We start from the raw sequence: 24,678 nt of genomic DNA, 5'->3' as shown, positions 1-24,678 counted from the left end.
TCTAAATGCAGCCTTGGCTCAAACAGCTTAATCTGTTTTTTATCGCGATGGGGTTCTTTACTCGGATCCCGATGCCAAAATGGATTGAGGTAGATGCAGATAAACTCAATCAAGCCAGTCGCTATTTTGGGTTGGTGGGTACCTTAATTGGGGGACTGAGCGCGTTAGTTTATAGCGTGATGCTCTATTGGGTGTCACCGACGATTGCGATTGTATTTGCCATGATTGCTAGCGTCTTGCTAACGGGTGGGTTTCATGAAGATGGTTTAGCCGATAGCGCCGATGGTTTAGGTGGCGGCTGGACGGTTGAAGCAAAACTGAGCATCATGAAAGACTCTCGCTTAGGCAGTTACGGTGCGTTAGCACTGGTATTGGCATTGTTACTCAAGTGGCAATTGCTCAGCGAATTAGCGTTATTTTCCCCTAGCAGTGTCAGCTTAGCGTTGATTATCGGTCATACCCTGAGCCGAGTCACTGCGGCCAGTTTAATATATTCAGAGCAGTACGTTTCTGAAGATGCCAGCAGTAAAAGCAAGCCGTTGGCCATGCATCAAGGCGTTAATGAGTTATCGATTTTATTAGCTAGCGGCGCAGTATTGCTGCTGCTCTTAACGCTGATGCAAGCAATTGTGATTGTTTCCGGTCTATTTATTGTGCGATTTGCCTTGGCGGGATGGTTTAGAAAGCAGATTGGCGGTTATACCGGCGATACCCTCGGCGCTACGCAGCAGATAGCTGAGCTGGCTTGTTATCTGCTGCTGTTAATTTTAGGAGTGTCTTGGTGATCCATTTGGTTTTGGGTGGTGCCCGCAGCGGCAAAAGTCGCTTTGCTGAATCACTCGTGATTCGGCGTCTAGCGGAGAGTCAAAATGGCGCTGAGTTAGAGTGTCTCTATTTTGCGACCGCTGAGGCGCTCGACAGTGAGATGAGCGAACGTATCGCTCAGCATCAATCTCAGCGTAATAACCATGCCATAACGTGGCGCACGATTGAGTCGCCATTGGCGCTTTCGGCGGCATTAACAGCCAATGTAAAGGTCAATAGTATTGTGTTAGTTGACTGCTTAACGCTGTGGCTGACGAATCATTTACTGCAATCGTCTAGCGATTGGCAAACGACTAAAACTGAGTTTTTACAAGCTATTGCCGCGCTATCTGCAGAGGTTATTTTAGTCAGTAACGAAGTGGGCTGCGGTATTGTGCCCATGGGCGAGATCAGTCGTCGCTTTGTTGATGAAGCGGGTTGGCTGCATCAAGATATTGCTGCTATTGCAGATAAAGTCACTTTGGTAACAGCGGGTTTACCGCTGAGTCTGAAAGGCTAAAGGAGAAGTGTTGTGGCGACGTTAGATAACAATAATAACAATAAAAAAGCCAAAGTATTAATGGTGCAAGGGACGACGTCCGATGCGGGTAAAAGTACCTTGGTCGCAGGTTTGTGCCGTTTGTTTGTTAGAGCTGGGCATAAGGTTGCCCCATTTAAGCCGCAAAACATGGCGCTTAATAGCGCAGTGACAATCGATGGCGGCGAAATTGGCCGCGCGCAAGCATTGCAAGCGGTGGCCTGTAGACTAGAGCCTCAAATCGATTTTAACCCGGTATTGTTAAAACCCAGTTCAGATACTGGTTCGCAAGTGATTGTGCACGGTAAAGCCTTAATGAAGATGGAGGCGCAGGACTACTTTGGCAAAAATGCCGACGGTTATCGGGTCAAAGCGATGGCTGCGGTTAAGCAGTCGTTTCAGCGCTTATGTGATGATTACGAAGTGGTGTTTGTCGAGGGCGCTGGCAGTCCGGCTGAGATCAATCTGCGCGAAGGCGATATCGCCAATATGGGCTTTGCCGAAGAAGTTGATTGCCCAGTGATTATTATTGCTGATATCGATAAAGGCGGTGTGTTTGCACACTTAGTGGGAACATTGGCGCTATTAAGTGAATCAGAACAGGCTCGGGTGAAAGGCTTTGTTATCAACCGATTTCGCGGCGATATTAGCTTGTTGCAATCGGGCTTAGATTGGCTGGAAGATTACACCAAAAAGCCGGTGTTGGGAGTTCTGCCATATTTGCACGATCTGCATTTAGATGCCGAAGATGCGCTAATCGCAGCGCCAGAAAAGAGCGCTCAAACAAGATTAAAAGTACTGGTGCTAGTGTTGCCTCGCATCAGTAACCACACCGACTTTGACCCATTACGACTCAACCCCCAGATCGATTTCAATTATGTGTCACTGCAAACTCAATCTCAAAGCCAATCGCAGAAAAATGACCATACGGCCCACTCATGTTTACCGCCTGCTGATTTAATCATTATTCCAGGCAGTAAGAATGTGCGCGCCGATCTCGACTTTATTCGAGAGCAAGGTTGGGACAGTGAACTAGAAAAGCACCTACGTTATGGCGGCAAGGTGTTGGGCATTTGTGGTGGTTATCAAATGCTAGGGCATTTGATTGATGACCCTGATGGCGTTGAAGGCAGTATTGGCTGCTCTGAAGGCTTAGGTTTACTGCCGCTGGTGACTGAACTGACCAATGATAAAGTGCTGCTGCAAGTTGAAGGCGTGTTGTCGCTGCTTGAACAGCAAGTGGAGGTCAAGGGATATGAAATTCACTGTGGTCGCTCTAAACCGCTAATGACATTGGAGCAGCCATTAACGCTAACGCGGCGAGTCAATGACGCTGAACAAACCCAGCCTCAGCGTTGGCAGAGTGAAGGTATGTTATCTGCTGATAATCAAATTCTTGGCACCTATATGCACGGTTTATTTGATTCACCTGCAGCTTGCCAACTGCTACTGCAATGGGCGGGGATGCAAGATGCCAACAGCATTGATGTTGACCAGATAAGAGAGCAGCAGCTGAACCGTTTAGCCGACGTACTAGAGCAACATTTAGATGTTGATGCGTTGACTGATATTTGGAATTAGCGGTATTTGAACACCGCAGAAATAAACAGTATTGAACATCAAAATTCACTTTTTAATTAACACTATGTGCAAATGAAAATGCACAAGTAACCCTATGCACAAGGATATGTAATGAGCGATTCAAACGAGCCTGAAAGCGGCGAAAATAAGTCCGTAGAAAAGATTAAAGCAGAGCGTCACAAAGCGCGTCAGCAACGCCTTAAAGAGGGTGTTGATGCCAAAATAGCTAAAGCTCAAGAGGAGAAAGGTATTCTTCTGGTGCTAACCGGTAACGGTAAAGGTAAATCGACTTCAGGGTTTGGCACCGTAGCACGCGCCGTGGGTCATGGAAAAAAAGCGGCTGTAGTACAGTTTATTAAAGGCAACTGGGAGTGCGGTGAACGTACCTTGCTAGAAGGCGCTGGCGTCGACTTTCATGTAATGGGAACCGGCTTTACTTGGGAAACCCAAGACAAAGAAAAAGACACCGCAGCCGCAGTGAAAGCATGGGACCAAGCTGAAAAGTTACTGCAAGATGAAAGCATAGATTTGGTCATGTTAGATGAACTGACCTACATGGTGAGCTACCACTATTTAGACGTGGAACGGGTGATTAAAGCATTACAAAATCGCCCTAAAATGCAGCATGTCATCGTGACGGGCAGAGCCTGCCACCGAGCGATTATAGAGATAGCCGATACCGTGAGCGAAGTGCAGCCGATAAAGCATGCGTTTGATGCAGGCATCAAAGCCCAACCCGGCTTCGATTACTAAATTTCTTCCTGTTTGAAATGATGACTGCATTGTCTTCTTTTTCCTACCCCATCACATACTACTCGTATGCTCAGGGGGAGCACGGTTTAAAGCCGAAATGAGCTAAGACGGTAGAAGCTGAGACGGTTTGAAGCCGGGAAAGCTAAGAGGGTAGAAGCAGATTAAGAGTCGATTAGAGGCAGATTAAGAGCCAATTTGAGGTCGATTTGAAGCTGGAAAAGCTAAGATGATAGAAAGCCGATGAAAATACTTTGTATTTTTCATCTTTGCCGTTATCGGCTCTTCCGTCTTGGCTAGTATCGTCTTAGCTTTAACCGGCTTTAATCAGTTTTAACCTATATTTAAAAGGATTTTATGAACATCTTGTCTAAATTTTTATTAGCGGTTGTGGCTGGAGTATGTGTATCCACTGCTGCGTTATCAACGGTATCGGTTGCCTATGCTGCGGATTCTGAGCCGGCTAAACGCATTGTGGCATTATCGCCACATGCGGTTGAGATGCTGTATGCCATTGGTGCTGGGGAGTCGATATTGGCGACCACAGATCATGCCGACTATCCAGAAGCGGCGTTACAAATCCCTCGTATTGGTGGTTATTATGGTATTCAAATTGAGCGGGTGCTTGAGCTAAACCCTGACTTGGTTGTGGTGTGGCAAGACGGTAATAAAGCGGAAGATATTGAGCGTATCAAAGAGCTGGGTTTCAAGGTGTTTAATAGTAATCCTAAAACTCTTGAAGCGGTGGCTGCTGAATTAGAGGCGTTAGGTGAGCTGACGGGTCATAAAACTCAGGCGCATAGCGTGGCAACCAATTACCTCAAACAGCTTAAATTACTGCGCAGTGATAACGCTGCTAAACCTGAAGTAAAAGTCTTCTATCAGCTTTGGTCAACTCCCATGATGACGGTCGCTAAAAACAGTTGGATCCAACAGATTATTACGGTGTGCCATGGTGATAATGTGTTCGTAGACTCGGCTAATGATTACCCTCAAGTGAGTTTAGAAAGCGTTTTGCTTAAAATGCCGCAGGTGATTTTACAGAGCCAGGATGAAGGTAACATCATTGGTGTGGATTGGAGCCAATGGCCGGAGATCCCTGCAGTAAAGAACCAACACATCTATCAACTCAATGCTGACTTGTTGCACCGGGCTGCACCACGGGCACTGCTGGGCGTTGAAGCGTTATGCGCTGCACTTGATAAAGTGAGATAGTGAGATAGTTTACAGCTGAACAGAGCGCCGACATAAAGAACGATCTGTTGTGATTCAATGTTGTCATTAACGATTGTGATTAATGCTGCTGATTCAATAGCGAGGCGCCGTGAACAAAATTATAGGGGCTTTGCTATCATATTTAGGATGATGCTAATTCACCTTAATCGATGCAGCTAGTTGATTTTGTTTTTTGTAGGCGTTGTGGTTTAAATTTAAAAAAATAGCGCCTTATAAGGCGCTATTTTTATGGGCGAACTTAAATTTTATTGAAAGACTCTCGGGCTTGTTGGCACTTTTTAAGCGTAGCCTGTAGAGGCTTGAGCGCCGAGTGCAGCTTCCTTTTGGTGTTGTTTGCATACATTTTTGCGACAACTAACACGACAACAAAAAATAGACTAAATAGCACCATAGGTGTGTAGTTAATGGGCAGAGTGAGTAAATTAGTTAAACCAAATACCAAATTCCATATAAGCTCAGGCACCAGTGGGCCAACAATATTCATTATATCGTGGAAGTAAATAGTACTAGCAACTGCAAGCGCTAACATCAATATGACGATGGTTTGGCTTTTACTCGATACTCGCCCCCAACTGGTTAGAGACTCTGGTTCGATAAGGTTATCTTTGCTGATATTATAATAGAACTCATCATAGCCAATTTTGTCGGTTGTACTTTCAATTTTACTGGAGCCTAACAGTATCCAGTCACCGACATCGGTAGAGCCCAGCAGCGATCTTACCGCTTTAAAGCTATGCACTTCACCTTCGGGAGTTTCAACGATAAGTTCACCGTATAAATTGGAGTTTCTTTGCCTATGGCTTGATGTCTCTGTTTTATATTCAGAGCGCACATTGCCGTAACCATTTCTGTAATCGGTACGGGTTGTTGTTGTGGTGAAATTGGTATCATCACTCACGCTAGTACCAACCTCTTTGTCTGTTACGCGAACAATGTTTGATGAGGTTGATAAGACACATTGATAGTTCTTGGCGAAGATGTGCTTATGTTGATGCTCTGTTTTTTCAACAGTGGCGAACGGTGCACAGACTTGAATTATCTTGTCGCGTCGAGTCATACGTTGACCGTTCGCTTTTGTGATTGGGGTGACGTTTACGCTATTGGCTGCTAATGCATGGGATTGTATAGCTACGTTTGTATCATTATGCCCAAGGTTTGTTTGGTTTTCTAAGGCATTCTGAGCTAATCGCGAGGGTTCTTCAGCCATAACTGAAACTTGAGATTCACCACAGCAGTGACAATAGTGGTAGTTGCTGTCTAGCAGGTGTTCGCATCGAATACAGTAAACATCGCTATGGTTACTGGGGCGGTCTCTACGGTCGTAACCCATGCCGGTGACAGAGACACTCAGAATGCGCTTGATGGTGCATTCAATTTCATCAAGCCTTGTGGTTTCAGCCTTAAATGTTTTAGTTTTACTGCTGATACGGTAGGTAGACCAAACCAGCGTGACGAGGGCGGCGAGAGTTGCAGCTATTTCAATAGTATATAACTCAAAAAACATGCCAGAAGCTGCAGCTGCGCAACTCCAGAAGAGTGTGCTGAGTAAGATTGAAAACGTCGAAAACTCTTCAACGTCATAGGCAGATTCAAGGATTGACTCTTGTCCTGAATCGCGATGGAAGACAACGGCAGTGGCAGCTTCGTTATGAGTGACTATATTACGGTCAGCATCATTGGCTAACTTGTAATTTAAGCTATAGCTGGTGGGCTGCAAAAACGTCATGACATCGCCCTTTGCGACACTATCAAATGAACTGTCTTCAGAGCTAATACTGATGGTCATTGGCTCGTTTTGTTCGTTATTCAGCGTTAAAAACCAGTATGAATAGTATAAGGTTTGGCTATCGTTACCTCCGCTGCGATAAACTCTTTGGTAGTGGTGTGTTTTCTCTACCCAACCAGTATAAACACTGGCATAGGGGCAGTGAGTTTTTAAGTTATCGAGGATATCAGGGATCTGCTGAGTGAGCGGCTTAATCGACGGTGGAGTTTCAATTTTATCACCACAATCTGGGCAAAAAATGTCATTAATAAAAAGTGGGCTAGAACAGTGTGGCATCGATAGTCCTTTAAATATTGTTTATCCGTATAAAATGGCTTTCGTCGCCATTATACTGCTTATAGACTTTGAGCTAGATTCAGCTAGGCATTTATAGGGGCTCATTATTAATCCTTTGGAATAAAAGTCAATAAAACTAGTCGCTTTAGCTGTTTATTGTTTATTGAAATTTGATGTTTGTCATAAGAGGCAGGTTTAATGCTTAGCGGTGTTTAATACGCTTGCCCATGTTATGGTGCTGAGTAGATTGAAAATATACAATAATAACTTTGCATTTTAATCTTCGTGAAATAGCATTCAAGTGTGGGTTTGTAAATATGGGCATTAAGCTTTCAAATATTAACGCTCAACAACATTAGCGTTCAAATAAAAATTAAAAAAGGGATTTAAGCATGACCACTTTACTTATCTGTTTACTCATTGGCATGTTGTTGCCTTACTTTGCCAAGGGGCCGGTGGCTATCGCGATGGCGAAACTCGGTGGGTATGACAATAGCCACCCGCGTGACCAGCAATCAAAGTTAACGGGATTTGGTGCTAGAGCGGTTGCGGGGCATCAAAATGCCTTCGAATCATTGCTTATTTTTGGCATTGCGGTGTTAGCAGTATTAGCGACGGGAAAAGTCAATATGGTCGCCGAAATTGCGGCTATTGTGCATGTTATTGCACGTGTGGCTTACCAAATACTTTATTTAAAGGATAAAGGCACATTAAGAAGTTTATCTTGGTTTGTTGCCATTATTGCTAGCTTCACTATTTTTTGCCAAGCATTTTAAGGTTGTTGATTTAAAGCTCTCTATTTGAATCTTATCTATTTCAAAGATCAGCTGCTAATGGCTTTAATAAGCTCACGATCCTTATTTCAGTAAGCTGATACCTTTTGTTTCAAATATAAAAACTGAAGCCAAGTGCTTCAGTTTTTTTATGCCTGCTACCGTCCGTATGTAAACGGACACTTTCCTCATATCGGACAATCAAATTGATGAGCGGACACTTTTAAGCAGTGACCGCGGACACTTTCAGCTGTCCATCTCTAACTGAACCCATCTTAGCTCATGTTATTAAAGACTTTTTGTTTTTTGGCACGGCGTTTGTATTAATTAGCCTATTGAAACAGTTTTTGTAGATAACGGACACCATAGGGAAAGCAGATGATTCAGGATACCAGCGCACAAGATACAGTTAAGCAGCCAAGTAAGGTGAACCAGTTTAAACGCCCTGCAATGCTAGGTATTGCTGCGCTATTGGTGTCAGGTTTAGTTTGGTCAAGTATCGACAGTGATTCTGTGGCAACGTCAATCAAGCGTTCTGAACTTAGGTTCGCCACGTTAGAGCAAGGCACTCTCACTCGGGATATCGCCACCACAGGTAAGATTGTTGCGGCCAACGCCCCTATCCTTTACAGCACAGACCAAGGCACGGTGACTCTGCTGGCAAATCCGGGCGACAGAGTCGAGTTAGGTGATGTGGTTGCGACCATAGAGAGCCATAAATTAACCAACAGTCTTAAGCAGCAAGAAGCTTTACTGGAAGGTATGCAGAGTTCATTGGAACGAGCCCGTCTTGATGCCCGCCGTCAGCAACTTAAAGCACAACAAACATTGGATATCGCCAAGGTCGACCTTGAAGCCGCCGACAGAGAGAGTCGTCGTGGCGATGAGTTGATTCAAAATAAACTCATCTCAAAAATAGATTTTGAAAAAAGTAAAGATGATCTGCATAAGGCCAAGCTGCTTTCTGCCCATGCAAAACAAGAAGCTGAGCTGATGCGAGATACCTTAGCGTTCGAAATAAAAAATAAAGCCTCTGAGGTCAATCGTCAAAACTTGGTGGTGAGTGAACTTGTGCGTCAAGTGGCTGCATTAAACATTACGGCACCGGTTGGCGGCATTATCGGTAACTGGTTAACCGAGCAGAAAGCCCGGATCGGTCAGAGCCAACCTATATTAACCGTGGTTGATTTGAGTGCTTTTGAAGCTGAATTAGCCGTGCCGGAGTCTTATGCCGATGAGTTAGGACTTGGCATGAATGTGGAACTGAGCTTTGGTGCCTTGACCTTGATTGGTGAGTTGTCGTCGATTTCACCTGAGGTGAGAAACCGTGAAGTGACCGCTCGAGTTAGATTTAAGCAAGATGACCGCCTCCACCTACGTCAGAACCAGCGTCTATCAGCGCGGGTACTACTGGAAAACAGACCCAATGTGTTGATGGTGAAACGTGGCGCATTTGTGTCAACGGGCGCGGGTATTGAGGTGTATGCCATGCACGAAGATATCGCGGAGCAAACAAGTATACAGCTTGGGGCTCGCAGTATGAGTCATGTCGAAGTGCTACAAGGCGGTAAGGCCGGTGATGTTTGGGTTATCTCGAGCATTCAAGCCTTCAAAAAAGCAGAACAAGTGCTAGTACGTTAAGGAGAGCAAGATGAACATATTGAATAAAAATATTAACCAGAACAGCTTCAGCGTCGCAACAGCCTTGAGTGTGTTAAGAGCCGTTAGCGTACAAAAAGTGATTACGGTAGCAGCATTATTACTCTTGCTCATTGCGGTGCAGGTTTCGACTCAGAGTGCTGGTGACTGGTTTGTATTGGGATTGAATGTATTAGAGATGGCAGAGCCCGTTAATTTGCTCGTTAGCGATATCTCCAATGTCAGCATGCATTTAAGCGAACAATTGGATGCCGTATTTGCGAATGGCTTGGGTCACTTAAGCGAAATAATTTGGCAGCAACTCAACGCATTCATTGACTGTACGTTCGGCTAGAGCCGCTGCTACTCAGTGCTATAACGAATTAAACGATAAAAAATTAAACGATAAAAATAGGGAATATTAATATGTTATCGATGAAGAATATCAGCAAAGTTTTTCAAACAGACCTAGTCGAAACTCATGCACTGCGTGATTTTAATTTAGAAGTGCAAGAGGGCGAGTTTGTTGCGGTAACAGGCCCTTCAGGATCGGGTAAAACTACCTTTCTTAATATTGCGGGCCTATTAGAGGGCTTCACCCACGGTGACTACTTTCTCGATGGTGTGAACATCTCTAATTTGAACGATAACAAGAGTGCGACAATTCGAAATGAGAAAATTGGTTTTATTTTCCAGGGCTTCAATTTAATCCCAGACCTTAATTTAGCCGAAAATGTCGAAGTGCCTTTACGCTATCGCGGTTTTAACGCGGCGGAACGTAAACGCCGAGTACAGCATGCACTTGAGCAAGTCGGCCTTGCTGCGCGTATGAAACATCTTCCTTCACAGCTTTCAGGTGGCCAGCAGCAGCGCGTGGCGATTGCTCGTGCACTTGCCGGTGAGCCAAGATTCCTGCTTGCCGATGAGCCAACGGGTAACTTAGACAGCATGATGGCGCGTCAAGTAATGGAGCTGCTTGAAAATATTAATAAAGCTGGCACCACGATTATCATGGTGACCCACGATGCCGAGCTTGCGCGCCGTGCTCAGCGTAATATTCAAATTGTCGATGGCCAAGTCTGTGATTTTACCATGTACCAAGGTGGAGCAGGGCAGCAAGGCATGGGCACTAAAGCAGACAAGCCGCATTTAGTGACAGATGCAGATAAGCCGAGTGATGAGTCTGAGCAGGCTCAAACTGAACAAGCGGCAAGCTAAGGAGCATCACTATGTTTTTTTATTATTTGGATCTTGCTTGGCGCAGCATTAAAAAAACGCCATTTTTGTCACTGCTGATGGTGTTAGCTATCTCAATTGGTATCGGCATTACCATTACTACCTTAAATGTATACCAGTTAATGTCGGAGAATCCTGCTGGCGAGCGCACGGACAAATTGGTTGCAGTGCAGCTTTGGAGCCAAGATAAAGATGCGTGGAAAGAGTTCAATGCACAACTGACTTATCAAGACGCTTATAATCTGCGTCAAAGTGATGTGCCAGTGCGTCAAACGGCCATGTTTGTCACCGGCTTAGCAGTACAAACGGAAGACCCTGATTTCGTGCCTTTGTTAGAGGCTGTTCGCGTCACCGATAGCGACTTTTTCGACATGTTTTCGGTGCCCTTTATCTACGGTAAAGCCTGGGATAAGAGCGTCGATACCGAAGCGGTTTATCAAGTCGTTATTAATGAAGCCCTTAATCAGCAGTTATTCGCGGGTGAGGACAGTATTGGTAAAACCTTATATCTGGACAGCAAGCCTTATCAAATTGTCGGCGTGACTAAGACTTGGAGCCCAAGCCCACTCTATTATGATATCACCACTGGTGCATTTAAAGATTCAGCGCAAATATTTGTGCCCTTTTCACTCGCGCCTATTGAGGAGTTTCAGAGCTGGGGAAATAATCAAAGCTGGAAAAGAGAGCCGATTAATACCTACAACCAACGTTTAAGCTCTGAGATGCATTGGATCCAGTACTGGGCAGAGGTGCAAGACGACGCACAGCGTGATGAATATGCACAGTGGTTGAAACGTTATGTGGAGCAGCAACAGCTTTTAGGACGCTTTGATAGCCCTGAAGCTGCAGCAAAGCTTTCGAATGTTGAGCAATGGCTGGAAATCAATGAAGTGGTACCAGAAGACAACAAGATTTTGGTTGGCCTCAGTGGGCTATTTCTGCTGGTTTGTTTGGTTAACATGTTAGGTCTACTGCTGGCCAAGTTTCTTAAGCGAGCGCCTGAAGTCGGTGTACGTCGCGCCATTGGCGCCAGTCGTGCACAGATATTTGCTCAACATATGGTTGAGGTAGGTTTGATAGGCTTCGGTGGTGGAGTGCTGGGGCTTTTATGGGCTTGGGGATCACTGTCTATGTTGTCGGCTCACTTTGATCTGGAAGCTGCGCTAACACAGTTGGATCTGACGATGTGGGTGTTAGCACCGACTATCGCTATTGCCGCCGCACTTATTGCAGGGGTATATCCAGCGTGGCGAATATGTTCGACCAATCCTAGCGTTCACCTGAAGAGTCAGTAAAAGGAATTTATTATGTTACAGATTAAACCAATTTTAAGTACGCTAATGCGTAATAAAAGTGGCCCTATACTGCTGCTTATTCAGATAATTCTCTCGGTCGCGATTGTGGCAAATGCCAGCTTTATCATTAGTGAACGACTCACTTTGATGGACAGAGCATCGGGTACGGCTGAAGAGCAAGTTTTTGACTTCCGTCTTTATAGCTTCGATAAAAACATCGATCTTGAGTCTCAAATTCAACGTGATATGCGTGCTATTCGAGACTTGCCCGGTGTTATCGACGCTTCAACAACCAGTATGGTGCCATTAAGTGGCGGTGGCTGGTCATCGGGTTACACCGTCGGAAGCAGCGAAGAAACGGCTAAAGATACAGAAAATACTGCCGTCTATTATGGTGACGAACATATGCTCAATACCTTAGGTGTGGAGTTGATAGAAGGTCGTAATTTCTATGAAGAGGAAGTGCTGACGGGAAGTCCAGATCTTGCAACTCATGGCATAGTGTCAAAAGCATTCGCTAAAGCGACCTGGGGAGATGACACCGCGATTGGAAAAACCATGTATGCAGGGGATTTTGGTAACATGCCAATCAAGGTGGTCGGCGTGGTCGACAAGCTTCAAGGCGCATGGGTTAATAGTGACTCTCTGGATAACAGCGTCATCTTAAACATAAAACTGGTTAATGTGTTTACCAAGGTATTAGTGCGTGCTGAGGTTGGGACTTTAGCTCAACTGAAACAAGAGATAACGACGACCTTGCTTAAAGACAACCGTAATCGTGTTGTTGAAAATTTCACCCTTATTAGTGAGCATCGAAAACGCGTTTACCGTAACCATGAGTTGATGGCGACGGTACTGTCGATGATGGTGATCCTCTTGTTACTTATCACATCACTCGGTCTTGCAGGTATGGTGATGTTCAATATTGAACGTCGTACTAAGCAGATAGGTACCCGCCGTGCATTAGGGGCTAAGAAGCGAGATATTATCAGCTTCTTCCTGGTTGAAAACTATATTATCTGCGTGGTTGGTGGAGTGATTGGTGGTCTGGTTGCGGTGCAATTAGGGCAACAATTAATGACGGTTTATAGCCTGCCTAAACTCGAGCTTATCTACCCGATAGCGACGATAGCAGGACTATTGGTGCTCACGACCATTGCGGTTATTCTGCCAGCCAGGAAGGCGGCAAATATCTCTCCGGCAATCGCAACGCGCAGTGTTTAGTTACTGAGCCTGAAGGAAGAGAATGATATCAATGGGTATTAACCTTTAATTCTCTTTCTTTTTCAGTTAGCTTTAACAGCCGAGCATCTAGATTTCAACAGCATAAAACAAGAATAAAAGCATGGATACGATTCTCATTGTCGACGATAACCAAGCCGTGTGTAATGCATTGGCACTGATGTTAGAGCTTAACGGCTTTAATACGCTCACCTGTCTCTCTCCTGAAGTCGCCCTTGAGCTGATTACATTACATGATATTGTCTTAGTGGTTCAGGATATGAATTTCACACAAGACACCACGTCGGGTGAAGAGGGCAAAACCCTATTTTATGCGATCAGAAAGATACAGCCTGAGTTACCCATTGTGCTGCTCACTGCATGGACCCAACTTGAGATCGCCGTTGAGCTGGTCAAAGAGGGCGCGGTAGATTACATGGGCAAACCTTGGGACGATGCCAAGCTGTTGACCAGTGTGGGTAACCTGATCTCTCTGCATACCCTATCTAAAGCCAATGCTAAGTTATCAAGAGTCGATAATCAGCGTATGGCGGTAATAAAAGATGCCGATCTATGCGGCATTATTTTTAGTAGCGGTGCGATGCAGCGTTGCGTGGATTTAGCATTACAGATAGCCCGTAGCGATGTGTCTGTATTGGTGACAGGGCCTAATGGTGCGGGTAAAGATAAGCTGGCCGATATTATTCACGCTAACTCAAATTTAAAGCATAAACCTTTTATCAAAGTTAATATTGGCGCATTGCCAATGGAGCTTCTTGAAGCTGAACTGTTTGGCGCAGAGGCCGGGGCATTTACTGGTGCGACTAAAACCCGCATTGGTCGTTTCGAGGCTGCCGACGGTGGCACCCTGTTTTTAGACGAGATTGGTAATCTTCCGCTTTCTGGACAGGTCAAACTGCTGCGAGTGCTGCAAACGGGTGAGTTTGAGCGCCTAGGCAGCCATCAAACTCATAAAGTGAATGTGCGGGTGATAAGCGCAACCAATGCTGATTTGATTGAAGATATCCAGGCTGGACGTTTCAGAGAAGATCTGTTTTACCGGCTTAACGTGATTGAGTTGGCTTTACCTGCATTAAATGAGCGCATAGATGATGTATTGCCTTTAGTCAGCCATTTCGTTGGCGCTGAATATTCCTTGGATAAGCACACTCAACAAACGTTAGAGGCACATCACTGGCCAGGCAATGTGCGTGAGCTTGAAAATGCCTGCAAACGTGCGGTGATATTGGCTGAAAGCAGCCGTTTAACCGCGGATGATTTTGGTTTGATGGATATCACGGCAAAACCGAGCCCCCAGAATGTGACTAATGGCGGCACCGTTTATGGCAGCACAGTGTCTAGTCGCACGGTGCAACCACAAACTCCTCCCGCAGTAGTGAGTGCTGAAACAGCATTTGACCACCGGGTGCCTGTTAGCTCAACAGATGAAAAAGCCGATATTGAAGCGGCATTAGATAACCATAAAGGGGTCATCGCCCGCGTGGCTAAGTCTTTAGGGTTAAGTCGACAAGCACTGTATCGACGCATGGAAAAGTATGGCATTGAAAAATAAGCTTACCGCCGCATTCGCTGGTATTTCGCTGCGAGCTAAGCTGATTGTAGGCAGTGCGTTGGCGACAGGTATCGGACTCATGCTGTCGCTTAGCTTGCTATTATGGTTTGCTGATGTGGATTTATCGCAGGCGATTGCTAAGCAGTTTAATCTGTTGTTGATGATATTTTTTGCTGCAATAGGCCTGACGATTACAGTGAGTTATGTGTCTTCTCGGCATCTAGCCACAAGTTTAATGGCGCTTGAAGTTGGCCTACTTAATTTTAAAGACAACGACTTTAGTGTCACTCTTCCAGTGGGCGGAGATAAGCAATTGCAGGCGTTGGCGGTATTGTTTAATGACTCGGCAGAAGCGCTGAGAAAAGAGCGCCAATATATTTACCAACGTGAATTACTGCTCGATAAAGTGATCCAAAGTTCGCCTAATGTCATGTTATTGCTCGATGATGACAAGCGCGTCATCTACGCCAACGATGCCGCAAGGCACTTGTTTAATCATGGGCAGAGAATTGAAGGGATACCGCTTCGTGAGCTGGTGGAGCAGGTTGCCGATGAGTTAGGGGCCGCACTTGAAAACCCCAAGGATGGTTTGTTTTCACTGAGCGCCAAAGACAGTGAAGATGAGCTCGAAACGTGGCATCTGTCGCGGGGACAATTTCTACTGAACGGCCAGTTTCATCATCTTGTTTTACTTAAACAGATGACGCGGGAACTCAATCGTCAAGAGGTCGCAGTATGGAAAAAAGTGATCCGAATTATTAGCCATGAGCTTAATAACTCCGTGGCGCCAATAGCCTCAATGGTCAATTCTGGTCGGATAATAACTAAAGATCTTGATGATCCTAAACTCAAACTTATTTTTGATACCATCGAAGATCGTACCAGCCACTTGAGTCAGTTTATTTTCAATTATGCTCGTTTTGCCAAGTTGCCGTTACCCAAGAAAAGTCCCGTAGACTGGCTTAAATTAACCGAACAATTGAAGCAGCATTACTCGTTTTTTCTTGAAAATGAATTACCTAACTCAGTTGTGGAGCTTGATTTGATTCAGATGGAGCAAGTGCTGCTTAATCTGTTGAAAAATGCGCATGAATCAGCTTCTGCTGTCGATAAAGTCAGTTTGTCGATTGTTGATTCTAGCCTGTCGGATGGCACCGAAGGTGTGTACATTGAGGTAAAGGATGAAGGCTCTGGAATGCCACCAGAAGTGCTGCGCCAAGCTCTACTCCCTTTCTATTCCACTAAGCAATCAGGCACGGGCTTAGGCTTGCCATTATGCCGTGAAATTGTAGAAGCTCACGATGGGCGTATAAGCTTGCAAAATCGCGATAAAAAAGGGCTTTGCGTTAGGTTGTGGTTACCTAAACAACGTTAACTATCAAGTTAGGCTTTGGTTTGCTGATTGATGTTTTCGTTGAGCTTACAAGGACCCTTTCTTTTATAAAGAGCAGCAGCGAGCCTCAGTTGCGTCTGCACATGCGCCGACCGCAGGTCATTGGAACCACTATGGGCCGAAGCTAACTCACTTACGCTACAATGCTTGCTAGTCGATTTATTAGACTTAGCTTTTTACCGTAAGAAAAGTCAAAGTCGTGGCGCTTCGCCCACACCCAAGCCAAGGGTCAAAGCGCTTGCGCCCCTTGGCAATCCCTCAGCGCCCCGGCGAAATTTAAAAAGCAAAATTTCCAACGGGGGAGATTTGATTCTGTGATTACAGTTTATTCTGTTTGATAATATCGTTTAATTTAAGGCTTGTGTCTTTAAATTAAAAGCACAAATGCTGAGAGTTTGCGCTTTTCTAATCCAGTGTAGATGCGGCTGAGGCCTTCGAAAACAGGCCAATTATGTTACGGACAGAATTTGGCATTGCCTCCCCTCCTAGAGTTCAGATGTTTAATTGAGCTTACTCATAAGAAGTCGATACTTTCTGCAAAGAGTTTTTTTATTCTAGTAATGAAGATACTCTACCGATAGAAGAAAATGTCACGTTAACTGTATTACAGGAGTAAACAAATGAACCGCAATTTAATGATGTTTGGAGCTGCAATTGTTTTTCTTGCTGGTTGTAGCTCTTCATATAAACACAATGAATTTCAATCACCAGAAGTTAAATTAGATCAAAATTTTGCTGTACTAATTTCAACTCCTGAGAATGGTTGGTACGGTGAAACTGAATATAAACATTCGGGACAAATGACTGCTAATGCTATTAGAAGTGCGTTTTCTAAAAATACTAGAAAAGTCGCTATCACTGCAGATTGCAAAGGGAAAAATTGTTTAGATTCTATAGATTCGAGTCAGTATGGCTACTATGTCGAGCCCATTATTTTGCATTGGGAAGATAGAGCGACTGAGTGGTCTGGGAAGGCTGATAAAGTAGAAATTCAAATCATTACTTATGATACTAAAACAAAAAAAGAAATTGGTAACACGACCTACTCTGGTAAAAGTAAATGGTTAACATTCGGCGGAGATCACCCTCAAGACCTTCTTGAACAGCCCACTCATGAATATATCGGCACTTTATATAAGTAGCTTAAAAATAAATACTTAATCTTGAGTGTGTATTTTTACAGCATAAAAATGAACGTTTATATTTTAAAGCCCAGATACAATAAAGGTCAGCATGTGCTGACCTTTATGTTTCTAACGTTCGCTAGCTAAAGAGGGTGTTTTTAAGCTCGGCTGCGGGGATCTTAAACGGTTCTATTAATCTCGGCGGCCTAATGACTAAGGCGCCTTGGCAATTACTGCAGATGAAATGCATTTTTTCACTACAGCTCTTACAGTAAGTACATTCGAATGAGCAGATATAAGCGATCTCTTTTCGGGCTAGCTTGGTTTTACAGTGTTCGCACTCAGTCTTCATTCTTAACATAAATTCACTCCCTTGAATAACGTCTTTAAGTTTAAATCTACAGCGGTGGTAACAAGGGTTTATCTCTTCCATGAGCTTGTCACATAATATTTAGGCTCTCATGGCATTCCAAAACATGGAAAAGCTCGCCTGTTTGTGGACTACATCTTTCCACCTATCAGGGTGGTCTAGAAAGTACCTTGTCGCGGCCAAGTATTGTCCGTGACAACCTTCTAACATTAATGGTAGTGGATAATTAGCTAAAACGCCTAATTTTTGACCTTGAATTATTAGCTCACCCATAAAGCTAAGGATGCCGTTCATCGCTTGTTGTCTTATCTCTGAAGCGATGGAGGGAGACATTGAATACTGCTGAAAAAACTCCTGCTTTAGCGGGTTTTCTATTGCCCAATCAATAGCAACTTGCCACAGGTGTTCTGCATCAAGCTTTAGATCCCCTTTACTGCTCATTTTTGACTTGATTGCAGAAGCAAACTCTTGTTTTATTGAGATAAAAAGATGGTTCATCAATACATCTTTTGACGCAAAATGGTGAAAAAGCGTCCCGGTAGCGACCCCTGCCGTTTTGGCTATTGAGGCGGTAGACGTCGCATAAAACCCCTGGCTGACAAACAGTGTCAGCGCAGTGTCTAATATGGCTTGTTTTTTATCTATTCGGCTCATAAAAGCGATTACCTTGGTGTTTAACGCAAGAAGAATTTTACTAATAGGGTTTGTAACCAGCCGCCATAAGGAGGGTGGATCAGTTTACCGGTATTAAAATACTTACCGCGTTTAAGGATGGTTTTAGCATGGCTAAATGTTTGAAAGCCTTCTTTACCATGGTAATGCCCCATACCTGAAGGACCAACACCGCCAAAGGGGGCATCTTCTGCAGCAACATGAAATACCGTTTCATTGATACAAACACCTCCCGAATGGGTATGGGTCATGACTTGTTGCTGGGTATTTTTATCGAAACTCATCAAGTACAGCGCTAAGGGACGCGGACGTTGATTGATGTAGCTAATTGCTTCTTGCAAATTGTTATAAGGGATAACGGGTAATAGTGGGCCGAATATCTCATCTTGCAGTAACAGCATGTCATCGGTTGCGTCAGTGATAAGCTGAGTTGGCACTTTTTGATGTTCGATGTTAATCGCTTCATCATTGGCACTCATCACGGTAGCACCTTTGGCTTTAGCGTCTTCGAGAACCAGCATTATCCGGTCAAATTGGCGTTGGTTAATAATGCTGCCGTAGTCTTTGTTGTCACTGACTTGGCCATACATTTTGATGAATTTACGTTTGTAGGCTCGCACAAAATCGTTAAGTTTTTCGCTTGGAACCAATACGTAATCAGGCGCAACACATATCTGCCCAGAGTTGAGACACTTACCATAGATCATCCGCTCTACCGCAGTGTCCATGTCGATATCATCGGCAACAATCACCGGTGACTTTCCGCCAAGTTCAAGGGTCACTGGCGTCAGGTGTTGTGCCGCACTGCGCATTACGTGGCGGCCGACGGTGGTTGAACCGGTAAATAGTAGGTGGTCAAACGGCAGCGATGAAAACTCGGCGGCGACATCGGCTTCACCTTCAATGCAGGCAACATGGTTTTGATCAAAAATACTGGCAAGCATTGCGGTGAGAACGGTATTGGTTTCTGGGGTAAATTCAGACAGTTTTATCATCGCTCTGTTACCGGCAGCAAGTGCAGTGATAAGCGGGCCGACAGACAACATGATAGGAAAATTCCACGGTACAATAATACCGACAACGCCAAGTGGCTGGTATTGCACTTTAATACTGGCTGGAGCCAGTAATAATCCCGCATGACGGCGGCTTGGTTTCATCCACTTTTTCAGATGCTTTATGCTGTAATTGATATTGTTAACACAGGGCATGATGTCAGAAATAATGCTGTCATCCACTGAGCGATGACCATAGTCCCGATTCAATGCTTGTACTAGCTGCTCTTGATAGCTCAAAATTGCTTTTTTAAGACTTTTCAGGTGCTCGATTCTTGCTTCATAAGAGGGAGAAGGGTCTGCAAGGTAGTGGGTACGCTGATTGACTAAGACTTGAGACAGAGGCAATGCTGTTTGGGCTTGAATAGGCATGTTCATTTACGAAGCTCCTGAGAGTATGTTAATTAACCGACTGATTAGTCGGTCTGATGGTAATCCACTTTTGTGAAAAGGTCAAATATTCGTTTACTTTGTGAGCGAGATCAACTCGGCTTCGCTAAACTTCACTAGAATGAAATATGGACTGTTTTGAAGATTGCTCTTTAACGCTATCGTTAAAAGCCCTCTTTAATAGCTAACCTCTAAGGAGATTAAGGTGAGTGATAAAAGACACGGAATATCAATTGGAATTGAGCGCTTAGATAACCAGTTCTATTTGAACTTGGTTGCGAAAGGCAAGCTTACACATCAAGACTATCAATATATGGTGCCACTGCTTGAATCCGCTTTAGCGGGGGTTGAACATCCTGAAATCAATGTCCTCGCCGATTTGACCGAACTCGATGGCTGGGAATTAAGAGCGGCATGGGATGATCTTAAGCTAGGCTTGGCCCATGGACGTGCTTTTAAAAAGATAGCGATTGTCGGAGAGGGAAATTTGCAACAATGGATGGCGAAAATTGCAGATTGGTTTACCCCTTATGATGCTAAGTTTTTTGAGAGCACTACTGAAGCACATCAGTGGTTAAAAGACTAAGATTAACCTTGTTATCGTTAGGCGTGCTGCATCTGTGCTAACGGACTAAACAACGTTTGGAGGAATTAGTTATGCGTACTCGTCAAATATTATGCCCAACAGACTTTTCTGAAACGGCCTCTCATGCGCTTAAATATGCGATTGAAATGGCTAACCTTTACCATGTCGGATTGCGACTTGTTCATGTCATTGATCAGCCTGTAGGCTTAGAGAACTACCAAATACTCACTGTTACACCAGAAGAGCTAGCTCAAAGTATGGAGGAATCTGCTGCAGCGAAAATGCATTCGTTGCTGTCAGATCTTAAGAGTGAGCTGTCAGTGGAAAGTGTTATACGCCATGGCGTAGCGTCCGAGCAGATCCTTAAAGAGGCGGATGTGTCAGAAGCTGGCATGATAGTTATTGCTAGCCATGGTCGTTCAGGGCTGGCACACTTTCTACATACTAATGTGGCTGAAGCGGTGGCTAATGGCGCTATATGCCCGGTGTTGGTGGTGAAGTAACTAATAAGGTTAGCATTGCGGCTAAGGTGTTAAATTCGATTAAGGAGTCGCTATGCGATCTCGTCAAATATTATGTCCTACAGACTTTTCTATCACGGCGTCGCATGCGCTAAGTTATGCGGTGGAAATGGCTAATTTATATGGGGTTGGTGTTCGGTTGTTACACGTAGTGAGTGAACCATTCAGTGATCATCATTATGGGCTAGCGGTAGAATCTGCTGCTGAACTTGAGCAACAGATAACCTCGTTTGCGACTGAAAGCTTAATGAAAATTCAGCTCGAAGTGCAGCAAGAGCTTAATGCAGGGCTGACCGTTAAAACCGTTATTCGCAGTGGACTGGTACTAAGAGAAATTCTGGCAGAAGCGGAGGAAGGCGAGATTGGTATGATTGTTATTGCGAGTCATGGACGACAGGGGATTTCGCATCTGCTCAATCCCAATATCGGCGAAGCTTTAGCTTATAAAGCAAAGTGCCCAGTATTAGTGGTTAAATAAGCCCTTTTGCGTGGATTAGAACGTATGCTATTTAGCGCTTAAAAGCTCGATCCTGGCTGAGTTAAAAAGGCTATTTCGGCTTCAGTAGAGCTGCGTTCTAAAATTGCATTACGATGTGGATAGCGACCAAACTGCTCAATAATAGCCTTATGTCGACGCTCAAATTCGAGATTGCCTTGCGCAGCTTCACGACTGAATAATCGCATCGCAACCTCATGTATCGGCAGTGACTCACTGTGCATATATGGCATTAATAAAAACGGCACTTGCTTGGCTTTCAGTTCGCTATCACTATTTAAGGCGACTGCCTCTTGTGCTAATACTAGAGCAATAGGGTCCGCGGCAAAAGATTGCGGTGTGTCTCGGTAGATATTACGCGAGAATTGATCTAACACGATAATCTCGGCAAGACGCCCCTCTGGAGTCGCTCGCCAATGGTAGAGTTCACCGGCCATGGCTTGAGTTAGAACACCTTCGAATCGCTGCTTAATCAAAGCGTCAAACTCTGTGTCTTTTACCCACCATAGTTTCGGCTCAATTTCTTCAAACCAAAAGGTCAGGATGGTATTGGGTGTCACAGGCGTCTGCTCTGCTAATGGATGACTGTTTTGTGGGCTCATAATTATATCCAGTTGCGGTGATCATTGTGAATAAGCGTAAGAGAGCGCTCGGCGATATGGCGGGCATCTTCTACTGTTATATAGGGTAGCTTAATATTGCCACTGGCCAGCCCAATTTCTAAATTAGCCAGCTGACTACGTTTTTGATTCGGGCTTTGGGTAATGGCGACATGCTGCACTTTGGTTAATGCGATAAGTTGCCAGCTATGGCCCAATAGACCAGAATGGAACCAAAGATTATCACCTTCTATTACATAGCCATATTGGCGATATCTAAGGTAGATCCCTAAGCAAAAAATACTTGCACCGACCCACAATATCTCAGCGAAAATATCCAAACCGTGGAAATAAGTATTGATGGCCGGAACTAATAAAGGCAACCAGCCACGGCGCCAAAACCAACCTAGGTTGATATGTTGATAGCGATGGGGTAACTGGGTTGATGTCGCTTCAATACCTTTAAGCTTGGGGAGTAGCTCAAGAATATTATTGCGATTCATTGATGGCACTAACATATTGTTACTGCCTCGATGCTCAACTTCATGACCTTTTACTTGTTGAAAATACACGGTCCATAATTTAAAAAGTCGACCCACTAGTGGCTGATAAAACTTAACCACCTGAATACGCTTTATAGCCAATGCATCGTTTTGTTTGGCGATGATGCCACCAGTGCGATGTAACGTATTGCCACTGCGGGTTAAGCGATAAGGAGAGTATTTAAGGACTGCGGACGCTATAGAGAGCAATGAAAACAGTAAGTAGAATAGCGTCAACGCAAACATCGCGAATGCCAACTGCAACACCATGCTAACGGCTATATTGGTATCATACCAAGCCCAAAATGATTGCATCGATTGCAGGTTTTCCATCGACTCCCAATCTAGTTGGCCAAAAATAGGCCCAAGAATAACGGCCAACCAAATTGCGTTATTTTGATATAGGCCAAATAGCACTAACTCTTTTAGGCTTTTACGAGCAACGATATTGTGTTGATTCTCTGAATCTTCATTGGAGATAGCCTCTGTGTTAGCGGTTTGGCTGTGCTGATCCTGCTCTGCCATTAAGCGCTTTTTTAACGCTAATGCCTCTTTGTAATCGAGTGCTGAAAGCTCAGCTTCATTGCCTTTTGAGCCTGCTGTTTCAACCACAATGCTATAAAGCCCCATTGGGCGAAAATATAATGGCTGCTGTAAGCGCACATTTTGAATTTTATTGAAGGGGATCTCATCGACTTTTTTAAAGATGACACCGTGTTTAATATTGAGCTTATCCTTGTCAATTTTAAATCTAAACTTTAGCCATTGCAGCACACTATAAATAAGAATACTCAAAACACTCAGTACGGCGACCACAATCACCCAGGGGCTACTGAATCCTTGATTCCAACCAGTGTAAACCACAGGGATTAATGCATAGCCACTGCTAAAGACTTGTTTAATAGCAAACAGGGTAAAGCTAATAACAGACCAAGCCGACAGCGATGACCACTGTGAAAACTTATTGGTCATGATGAGCCTCTGCTTGTTTAGCGGTGGCCTCTGGGCTTATAGCATCTGCTGTTACAGCATCAGCCTCAACACTCACATTTTCAACATCAGTCGCTTCAGAACCAGCGGTAATCGTCTCAACGTCAGAGGTCTGAGGATCGGCTAAATGTACCTTCGCCGCTTGAGCAAGTAGGTGTTGGCGCAGATGTTCAGCAGTATGTTGCTCAATACCTGGGAGTTCTATTTCAGCACTGCCACTGCCAGCACTAAAGCACTTTAAGGTGAACAGGTTAAAGTGTCTCTCTAGTGGGCCTTGAGAAAGGCTGACGTGTTGCAGCCGAGAGTAGGGTAAGGACGTACGTTGTTGCCACCACAAACCTTGCTCCATAATAAACTCATGCTCACAAACCGCGTAGCTAAGCTTTTTTGCTTGTAAATACCTCAGGTAGGTAATACTGCTAAGTAACAGTAATAGCGTGGTTAACACCACAACAGCCATTACGACACTCAATGCAGCAGGTAAAATAATGCCTAAGGTTGCACCACTAAAGATAATTACCGCGACAAATAAGGACTCATAAAGCACCTGTGTATAGTGACGCTCATCAATGGGCTGCAGTGGGATTTGGTCGAACCCTTGCCACTGTGCTTGGCTGACAGTGTTATGCTGCTGGTAATCTGAGTGCTGTTGATTCAAAGCGCTCATTTGTTGGTTTTGGAGATCAGCTGTTGCAGTATCAGCTTTAGCTGCTGAAGATGTTGTATCAGTAGCCAAGTGTGAATTTTCCATTTCATTACTCATTATATGACGTATGTAAGACGCAGTTCCTCAATCGACTATATCAGTATGCGGTGATAAATCACCAGCCTGAGACATATTTGGCTACATTTTGTTTTAGAGATCAAAGGCCATATAATACAAATTAATTACCTTACTGCTTGAGCGATATACATGAACACTGAAAAAGTGGCGTCAAAACAGCAAATAGCCTTTTATCGAAAGCTCTACATCGCTTATCAGATTGAGCATGAGCAGCACAATTTACTGTCGCTGCATAAGCTGACAAGTATGCCCCGCAGAACCCTGCAAGATGCCATCGCGGCTTTTACCGATCTGGGTATCGAGTGTGAATTTGTACAAGATGGTGAGCGTAATAACGCTGGCTACTACCGAATTAATGACTGGGGGCCGATCAACCGAGTTTGGGTTGGCGAACACTTGGCGTTAATTGAAGCCGAACTGGGGTAACTTTACTTCAAAATTATGCTGGCGAC

25 protein-coding genes are annotated in these 24,678 nt (G+C 44.5%); 18 read left to right on the top strand and 7 right to left on the bottom strand.

Annotated elements, in window-relative coordinates; genetic code table 11:
• Positions 1-5: 5 nt before the first annotated feature.
• The 5 genes from CXF83_RS18850 (at position 6) to CXF83_RS18830 (ending at position 4,888) form a co-directional block, all read left to right on the top strand.
• Positions 6-785 carry an adenosylcobinamide-GDP ribazoletransferase gene (locus CXF83_RS18850; RefSeq protein WP_101093109.1) on the top strand — a complete coding sequence of 260 codons (780 nt, stop codon included), beginning with the start codon at positions 6-8 and terminating at the stop codon, positions 783-785.
• A complete protein-coding gene (cobU, locus tag CXF83_RS18845) occupies positions 782-1,324 on the top strand; it encodes a bifunctional adenosylcobinamide kinase/adenosylcobinamide-phosphate guanylyltransferase (protein WP_101093107.1) in 543 nt (180 codons plus the stop codon). The genes CXF83_RS18850 and cobU overlap by 4 nt, the downstream gene beginning before the upstream one ends.
• 60 nt (positions 1,325-1,384) lie before the next feature.
• The gene (locus CXF83_RS18840; protein WP_101093235.1) at positions 1,385-2,923 is read left to right on the top strand and encodes a cobyric acid synthase; all 1,539 of its coding nucleotides are present in this window, start codon (positions 1,385-1,387) and stop codon (positions 2,921-2,923) included.
• A gap of 111 nt (positions 2,924-3,034) precedes the next feature.
• Positions 3,035-3,676 carry a cob(I)yrinic acid a,c-diamide adenosyltransferase gene (cobO, locus tag CXF83_RS18835; RefSeq protein WP_101093105.1) on the top strand — a complete coding sequence of 214 codons (642 nt, stop codon included), beginning with the start codon at positions 3,035-3,037 and terminating at the stop codon, positions 3,674-3,676.
• A 468-nt stretch (positions 3,677-4,144) separates the two neighbouring features.
• Entirely contained in the window at positions 4,145-4,888 is a 744-nt protein-coding gene (locus CXF83_RS18830) for a cobalamin-binding protein (RefSeq protein WP_257982777.1), read from the top strand.
• Positions 4,889-5,147: 259 nt separating this feature from the next.
• Here CXF83_RS18830 and CXF83_RS18825 read toward each other — a convergent pair whose 3' ends face one another.
• The gene (locus CXF83_RS18825; RefSeq protein WP_101093101.1) at positions 5,148-6,971 is read right to left on the bottom strand and encodes a hypothetical protein; all 1,824 of its coding nucleotides are present in this window, start codon (positions 6,969-6,971) and stop codon (positions 5,148-5,150) included.
• 392 nt (positions 6,972-7,363) lie between these two features.
• Here CXF83_RS18825 and CXF83_RS18820 point away from each other — a divergent pair, with 392 nt between their 5' ends.
• The 9 genes from CXF83_RS18820 to CXF83_RS18780 all read left to right on the top strand — a co-directional run bounded on the left by CXF83_RS18820 (position 7,364) and on the right by CXF83_RS18780 (position 17,242).
• Positions 7,364-7,747, top strand: a complete 384-nt coding sequence (locus CXF83_RS18820; RefSeq protein ID WP_101093099.1) for an MAPEG family protein — start codon at positions 7,364-7,366, stop codon at positions 7,745-7,747.
• Positions 7,748-8,122: 375 nt separating this feature from the next.
• Positions 8,123-9,385 carry an efflux RND transporter periplasmic adaptor subunit gene (locus CXF83_RS18815; RefSeq protein WP_101093097.1) on the top strand — a complete coding sequence of 421 codons (1,263 nt, stop codon included), beginning with the start codon at positions 8,123-8,125 and terminating at the stop codon, positions 9,383-9,385.
• A gap of 10 nt (positions 9,386-9,395) precedes the next feature.
• Complete coding sequence (locus CXF83_RS18810; RefSeq protein WP_101093094.1) at positions 9,396-9,737, top strand: hypothetical protein; 342 nt, start codon at positions 9,396-9,398, stop codon at positions 9,735-9,737.
• 71 nt (positions 9,738-9,808) lie between these two features.
• Complete coding sequence (locus tag CXF83_RS18805) at positions 9,809-10,600, top strand: ABC transporter ATP-binding protein (protein WP_101093092.1); 792 nt, start codon at positions 9,809-9,811, stop codon at positions 10,598-10,600.
• An 11-nt stretch (positions 10,601-10,611) separates the two neighbouring features.
• Positions 10,612-11,913 (top strand): ABC transporter permease, encoded by a 1,302-nt coding sequence (locus tag CXF83_RS18800; protein ID WP_101093090.1) that lies wholly within the window; start codon positions 10,612-10,614, stop codon positions 11,911-11,913.
• A 12-nt stretch (positions 11,914-11,925) separates the two neighbouring features.
• The gene (locus CXF83_RS18795) at positions 11,926-13,137 is read left to right on the top strand and encodes an ABC transporter permease (RefSeq protein WP_101093088.1); all 1,212 of its coding nucleotides are present in this window, start codon (positions 11,926-11,928) and stop codon (positions 13,135-13,137) included.
• A 121-nt stretch (positions 13,138-13,258) separates the two neighbouring features.
• The gene (locus CXF83_RS18790; RefSeq protein WP_101093086.1) at positions 13,259-14,707 is read left to right on the top strand and encodes a sigma-54-dependent transcriptional regulator; all 1,449 of its coding nucleotides are present in this window, start codon (positions 13,259-13,261) and stop codon (positions 14,705-14,707) included.
• On the top strand, positions 14,691-16,082 hold the full coding sequence (locus tag CXF83_RS18785) for a sensor histidine kinase (RefSeq protein ID WP_101093084.1): 1,392 nt from the start codon (positions 14,691-14,693) through the stop codon (positions 16,080-16,082). Before CXF83_RS18790 ends, CXF83_RS18785 begins: the two co-directional genes overlap by 17 nt.
• A gap of 638 nt (positions 16,083-16,720) precedes the next feature.
• The gene (locus tag CXF83_RS18780; protein WP_101093082.1) at positions 16,721-17,242 is read left to right on the top strand and encodes a DUF4823 domain-containing protein; all 522 of its coding nucleotides are present in this window, start codon (positions 16,721-16,723) and stop codon (positions 17,240-17,242) included.
• Between the two features lie 121 nt (positions 17,243-17,363).
• Here CXF83_RS18780 and CXF83_RS18775 read toward each other — a convergent pair whose 3' ends face one another.
• The 3 genes from CXF83_RS18775 to CXF83_RS18765 form a co-directional block, all read right to left on the bottom strand.
• Entirely contained in the window at positions 17,364-17,585 is a 222-nt protein-coding gene (locus CXF83_RS18775) for a DUF1272 domain-containing protein (RefSeq protein WP_101093080.1), read from the bottom strand.
• A gap of 90 nt (positions 17,586-17,675) precedes the next feature.
• On the bottom strand, positions 17,676-18,248 hold the full coding sequence (locus CXF83_RS18770) for a TetR/AcrR family transcriptional regulator (protein WP_101093078.1): 573 nt from the start codon (positions 18,246-18,248) through the stop codon (positions 17,676-17,678).
• A 20-nt stretch (positions 18,249-18,268) separates the two neighbouring features.
• On the bottom strand, positions 18,269-19,696 hold the full coding sequence (locus tag CXF83_RS18765) for a coniferyl aldehyde dehydrogenase (protein WP_101093076.1): 1,428 nt from the start codon (positions 19,694-19,696) through the stop codon (positions 18,269-18,271).
• Positions 19,697-19,913: 217 nt separating this feature from the next.
• Between CXF83_RS18765 and CXF83_RS18760 the strand changes: the two genes are divergently transcribed.
• The 3 genes from CXF83_RS18760 to CXF83_RS18750 all read left to right on the top strand — a co-directional run bounded on the left by CXF83_RS18760 (position 19,914) and on the right by CXF83_RS18750 (position 21,293).
• On the top strand, positions 19,914-20,294 hold the full coding sequence (locus CXF83_RS18760; RefSeq protein ID WP_101093074.1) for an STAS/SEC14 domain-containing protein: 381 nt from the start codon (positions 19,914-19,916) through the stop codon (positions 20,292-20,294).
• Between the two features lie 71 nt (positions 20,295-20,365).
• A complete protein-coding gene (locus CXF83_RS18755) occupies positions 20,366-20,797 on the top strand; it encodes a universal stress protein (protein WP_101093072.1) in 432 nt (143 codons plus the stop codon).
• Positions 20,798-20,849: 52 nt separating this feature from the next.
• Complete coding sequence (locus CXF83_RS18750) at positions 20,850-21,293, top strand: universal stress protein (protein ID WP_101093070.1); 444 nt, start codon at positions 20,850-20,852, stop codon at positions 21,291-21,293.
• Positions 21,294-21,331: 38 nt separating this feature from the next.
• Here CXF83_RS18750 and CXF83_RS18745 read toward each other — a convergent pair whose 3' ends face one another.
• Genes CXF83_RS18745 through CXF83_RS18735 form a run of 3 tightly spaced genes read right to left on the bottom strand, consistent with a single transcriptional unit; the run spans position 21,332 to position 24,193 of the window.
• On the bottom strand, positions 21,332-21,913 hold the full coding sequence (locus CXF83_RS18745; RefSeq protein ID WP_101093068.1) for a DUF924 family protein: 582 nt from the start codon (positions 21,911-21,913) through the stop codon (positions 21,332-21,334).
• A 2-nt stretch (positions 21,914-21,915) separates the two neighbouring features.
• Complete coding sequence (locus CXF83_RS18740; RefSeq protein WP_101093066.1) at positions 21,916-23,424, bottom strand: PH domain-containing protein; 1,509 nt, start codon at positions 23,422-23,424, stop codon at positions 21,916-21,918.
• A complete protein-coding gene (locus CXF83_RS18735; protein ID WP_232775147.1) occupies positions 23,414-24,193 on the bottom strand; it encodes a PH domain-containing protein in 780 nt (259 codons plus the stop codon). Before CXF83_RS18735 ends, CXF83_RS18740 begins: the two co-directional genes overlap by 11 nt.
• A 162-nt stretch (positions 24,194-24,355) precedes the next feature.
• Here CXF83_RS18735 and CXF83_RS18730 point away from each other — a divergent pair, with 162 nt between their 5' ends.
• The gene (locus CXF83_RS18730) at positions 24,356-24,652 is read left to right on the top strand and encodes a winged helix-turn-helix domain-containing protein (RefSeq protein ID WP_101093064.1); all 297 of its coding nucleotides are present in this window, start codon (positions 24,356-24,358) and stop codon (positions 24,650-24,652) included.
• Positions 24,653-24,678: the final 26 nt, after the last annotated feature.

The organism is Shewanella sp. Choline-02u-19 (assembly GCF_002836205.1).
GTDB lineage: Bacteria > Pseudomonadota > Gammaproteobacteria > Enterobacterales > Shewanellaceae > Shewanella.
This window is presented reverse-complemented; position numbering and strand designations above follow the sequence as displayed.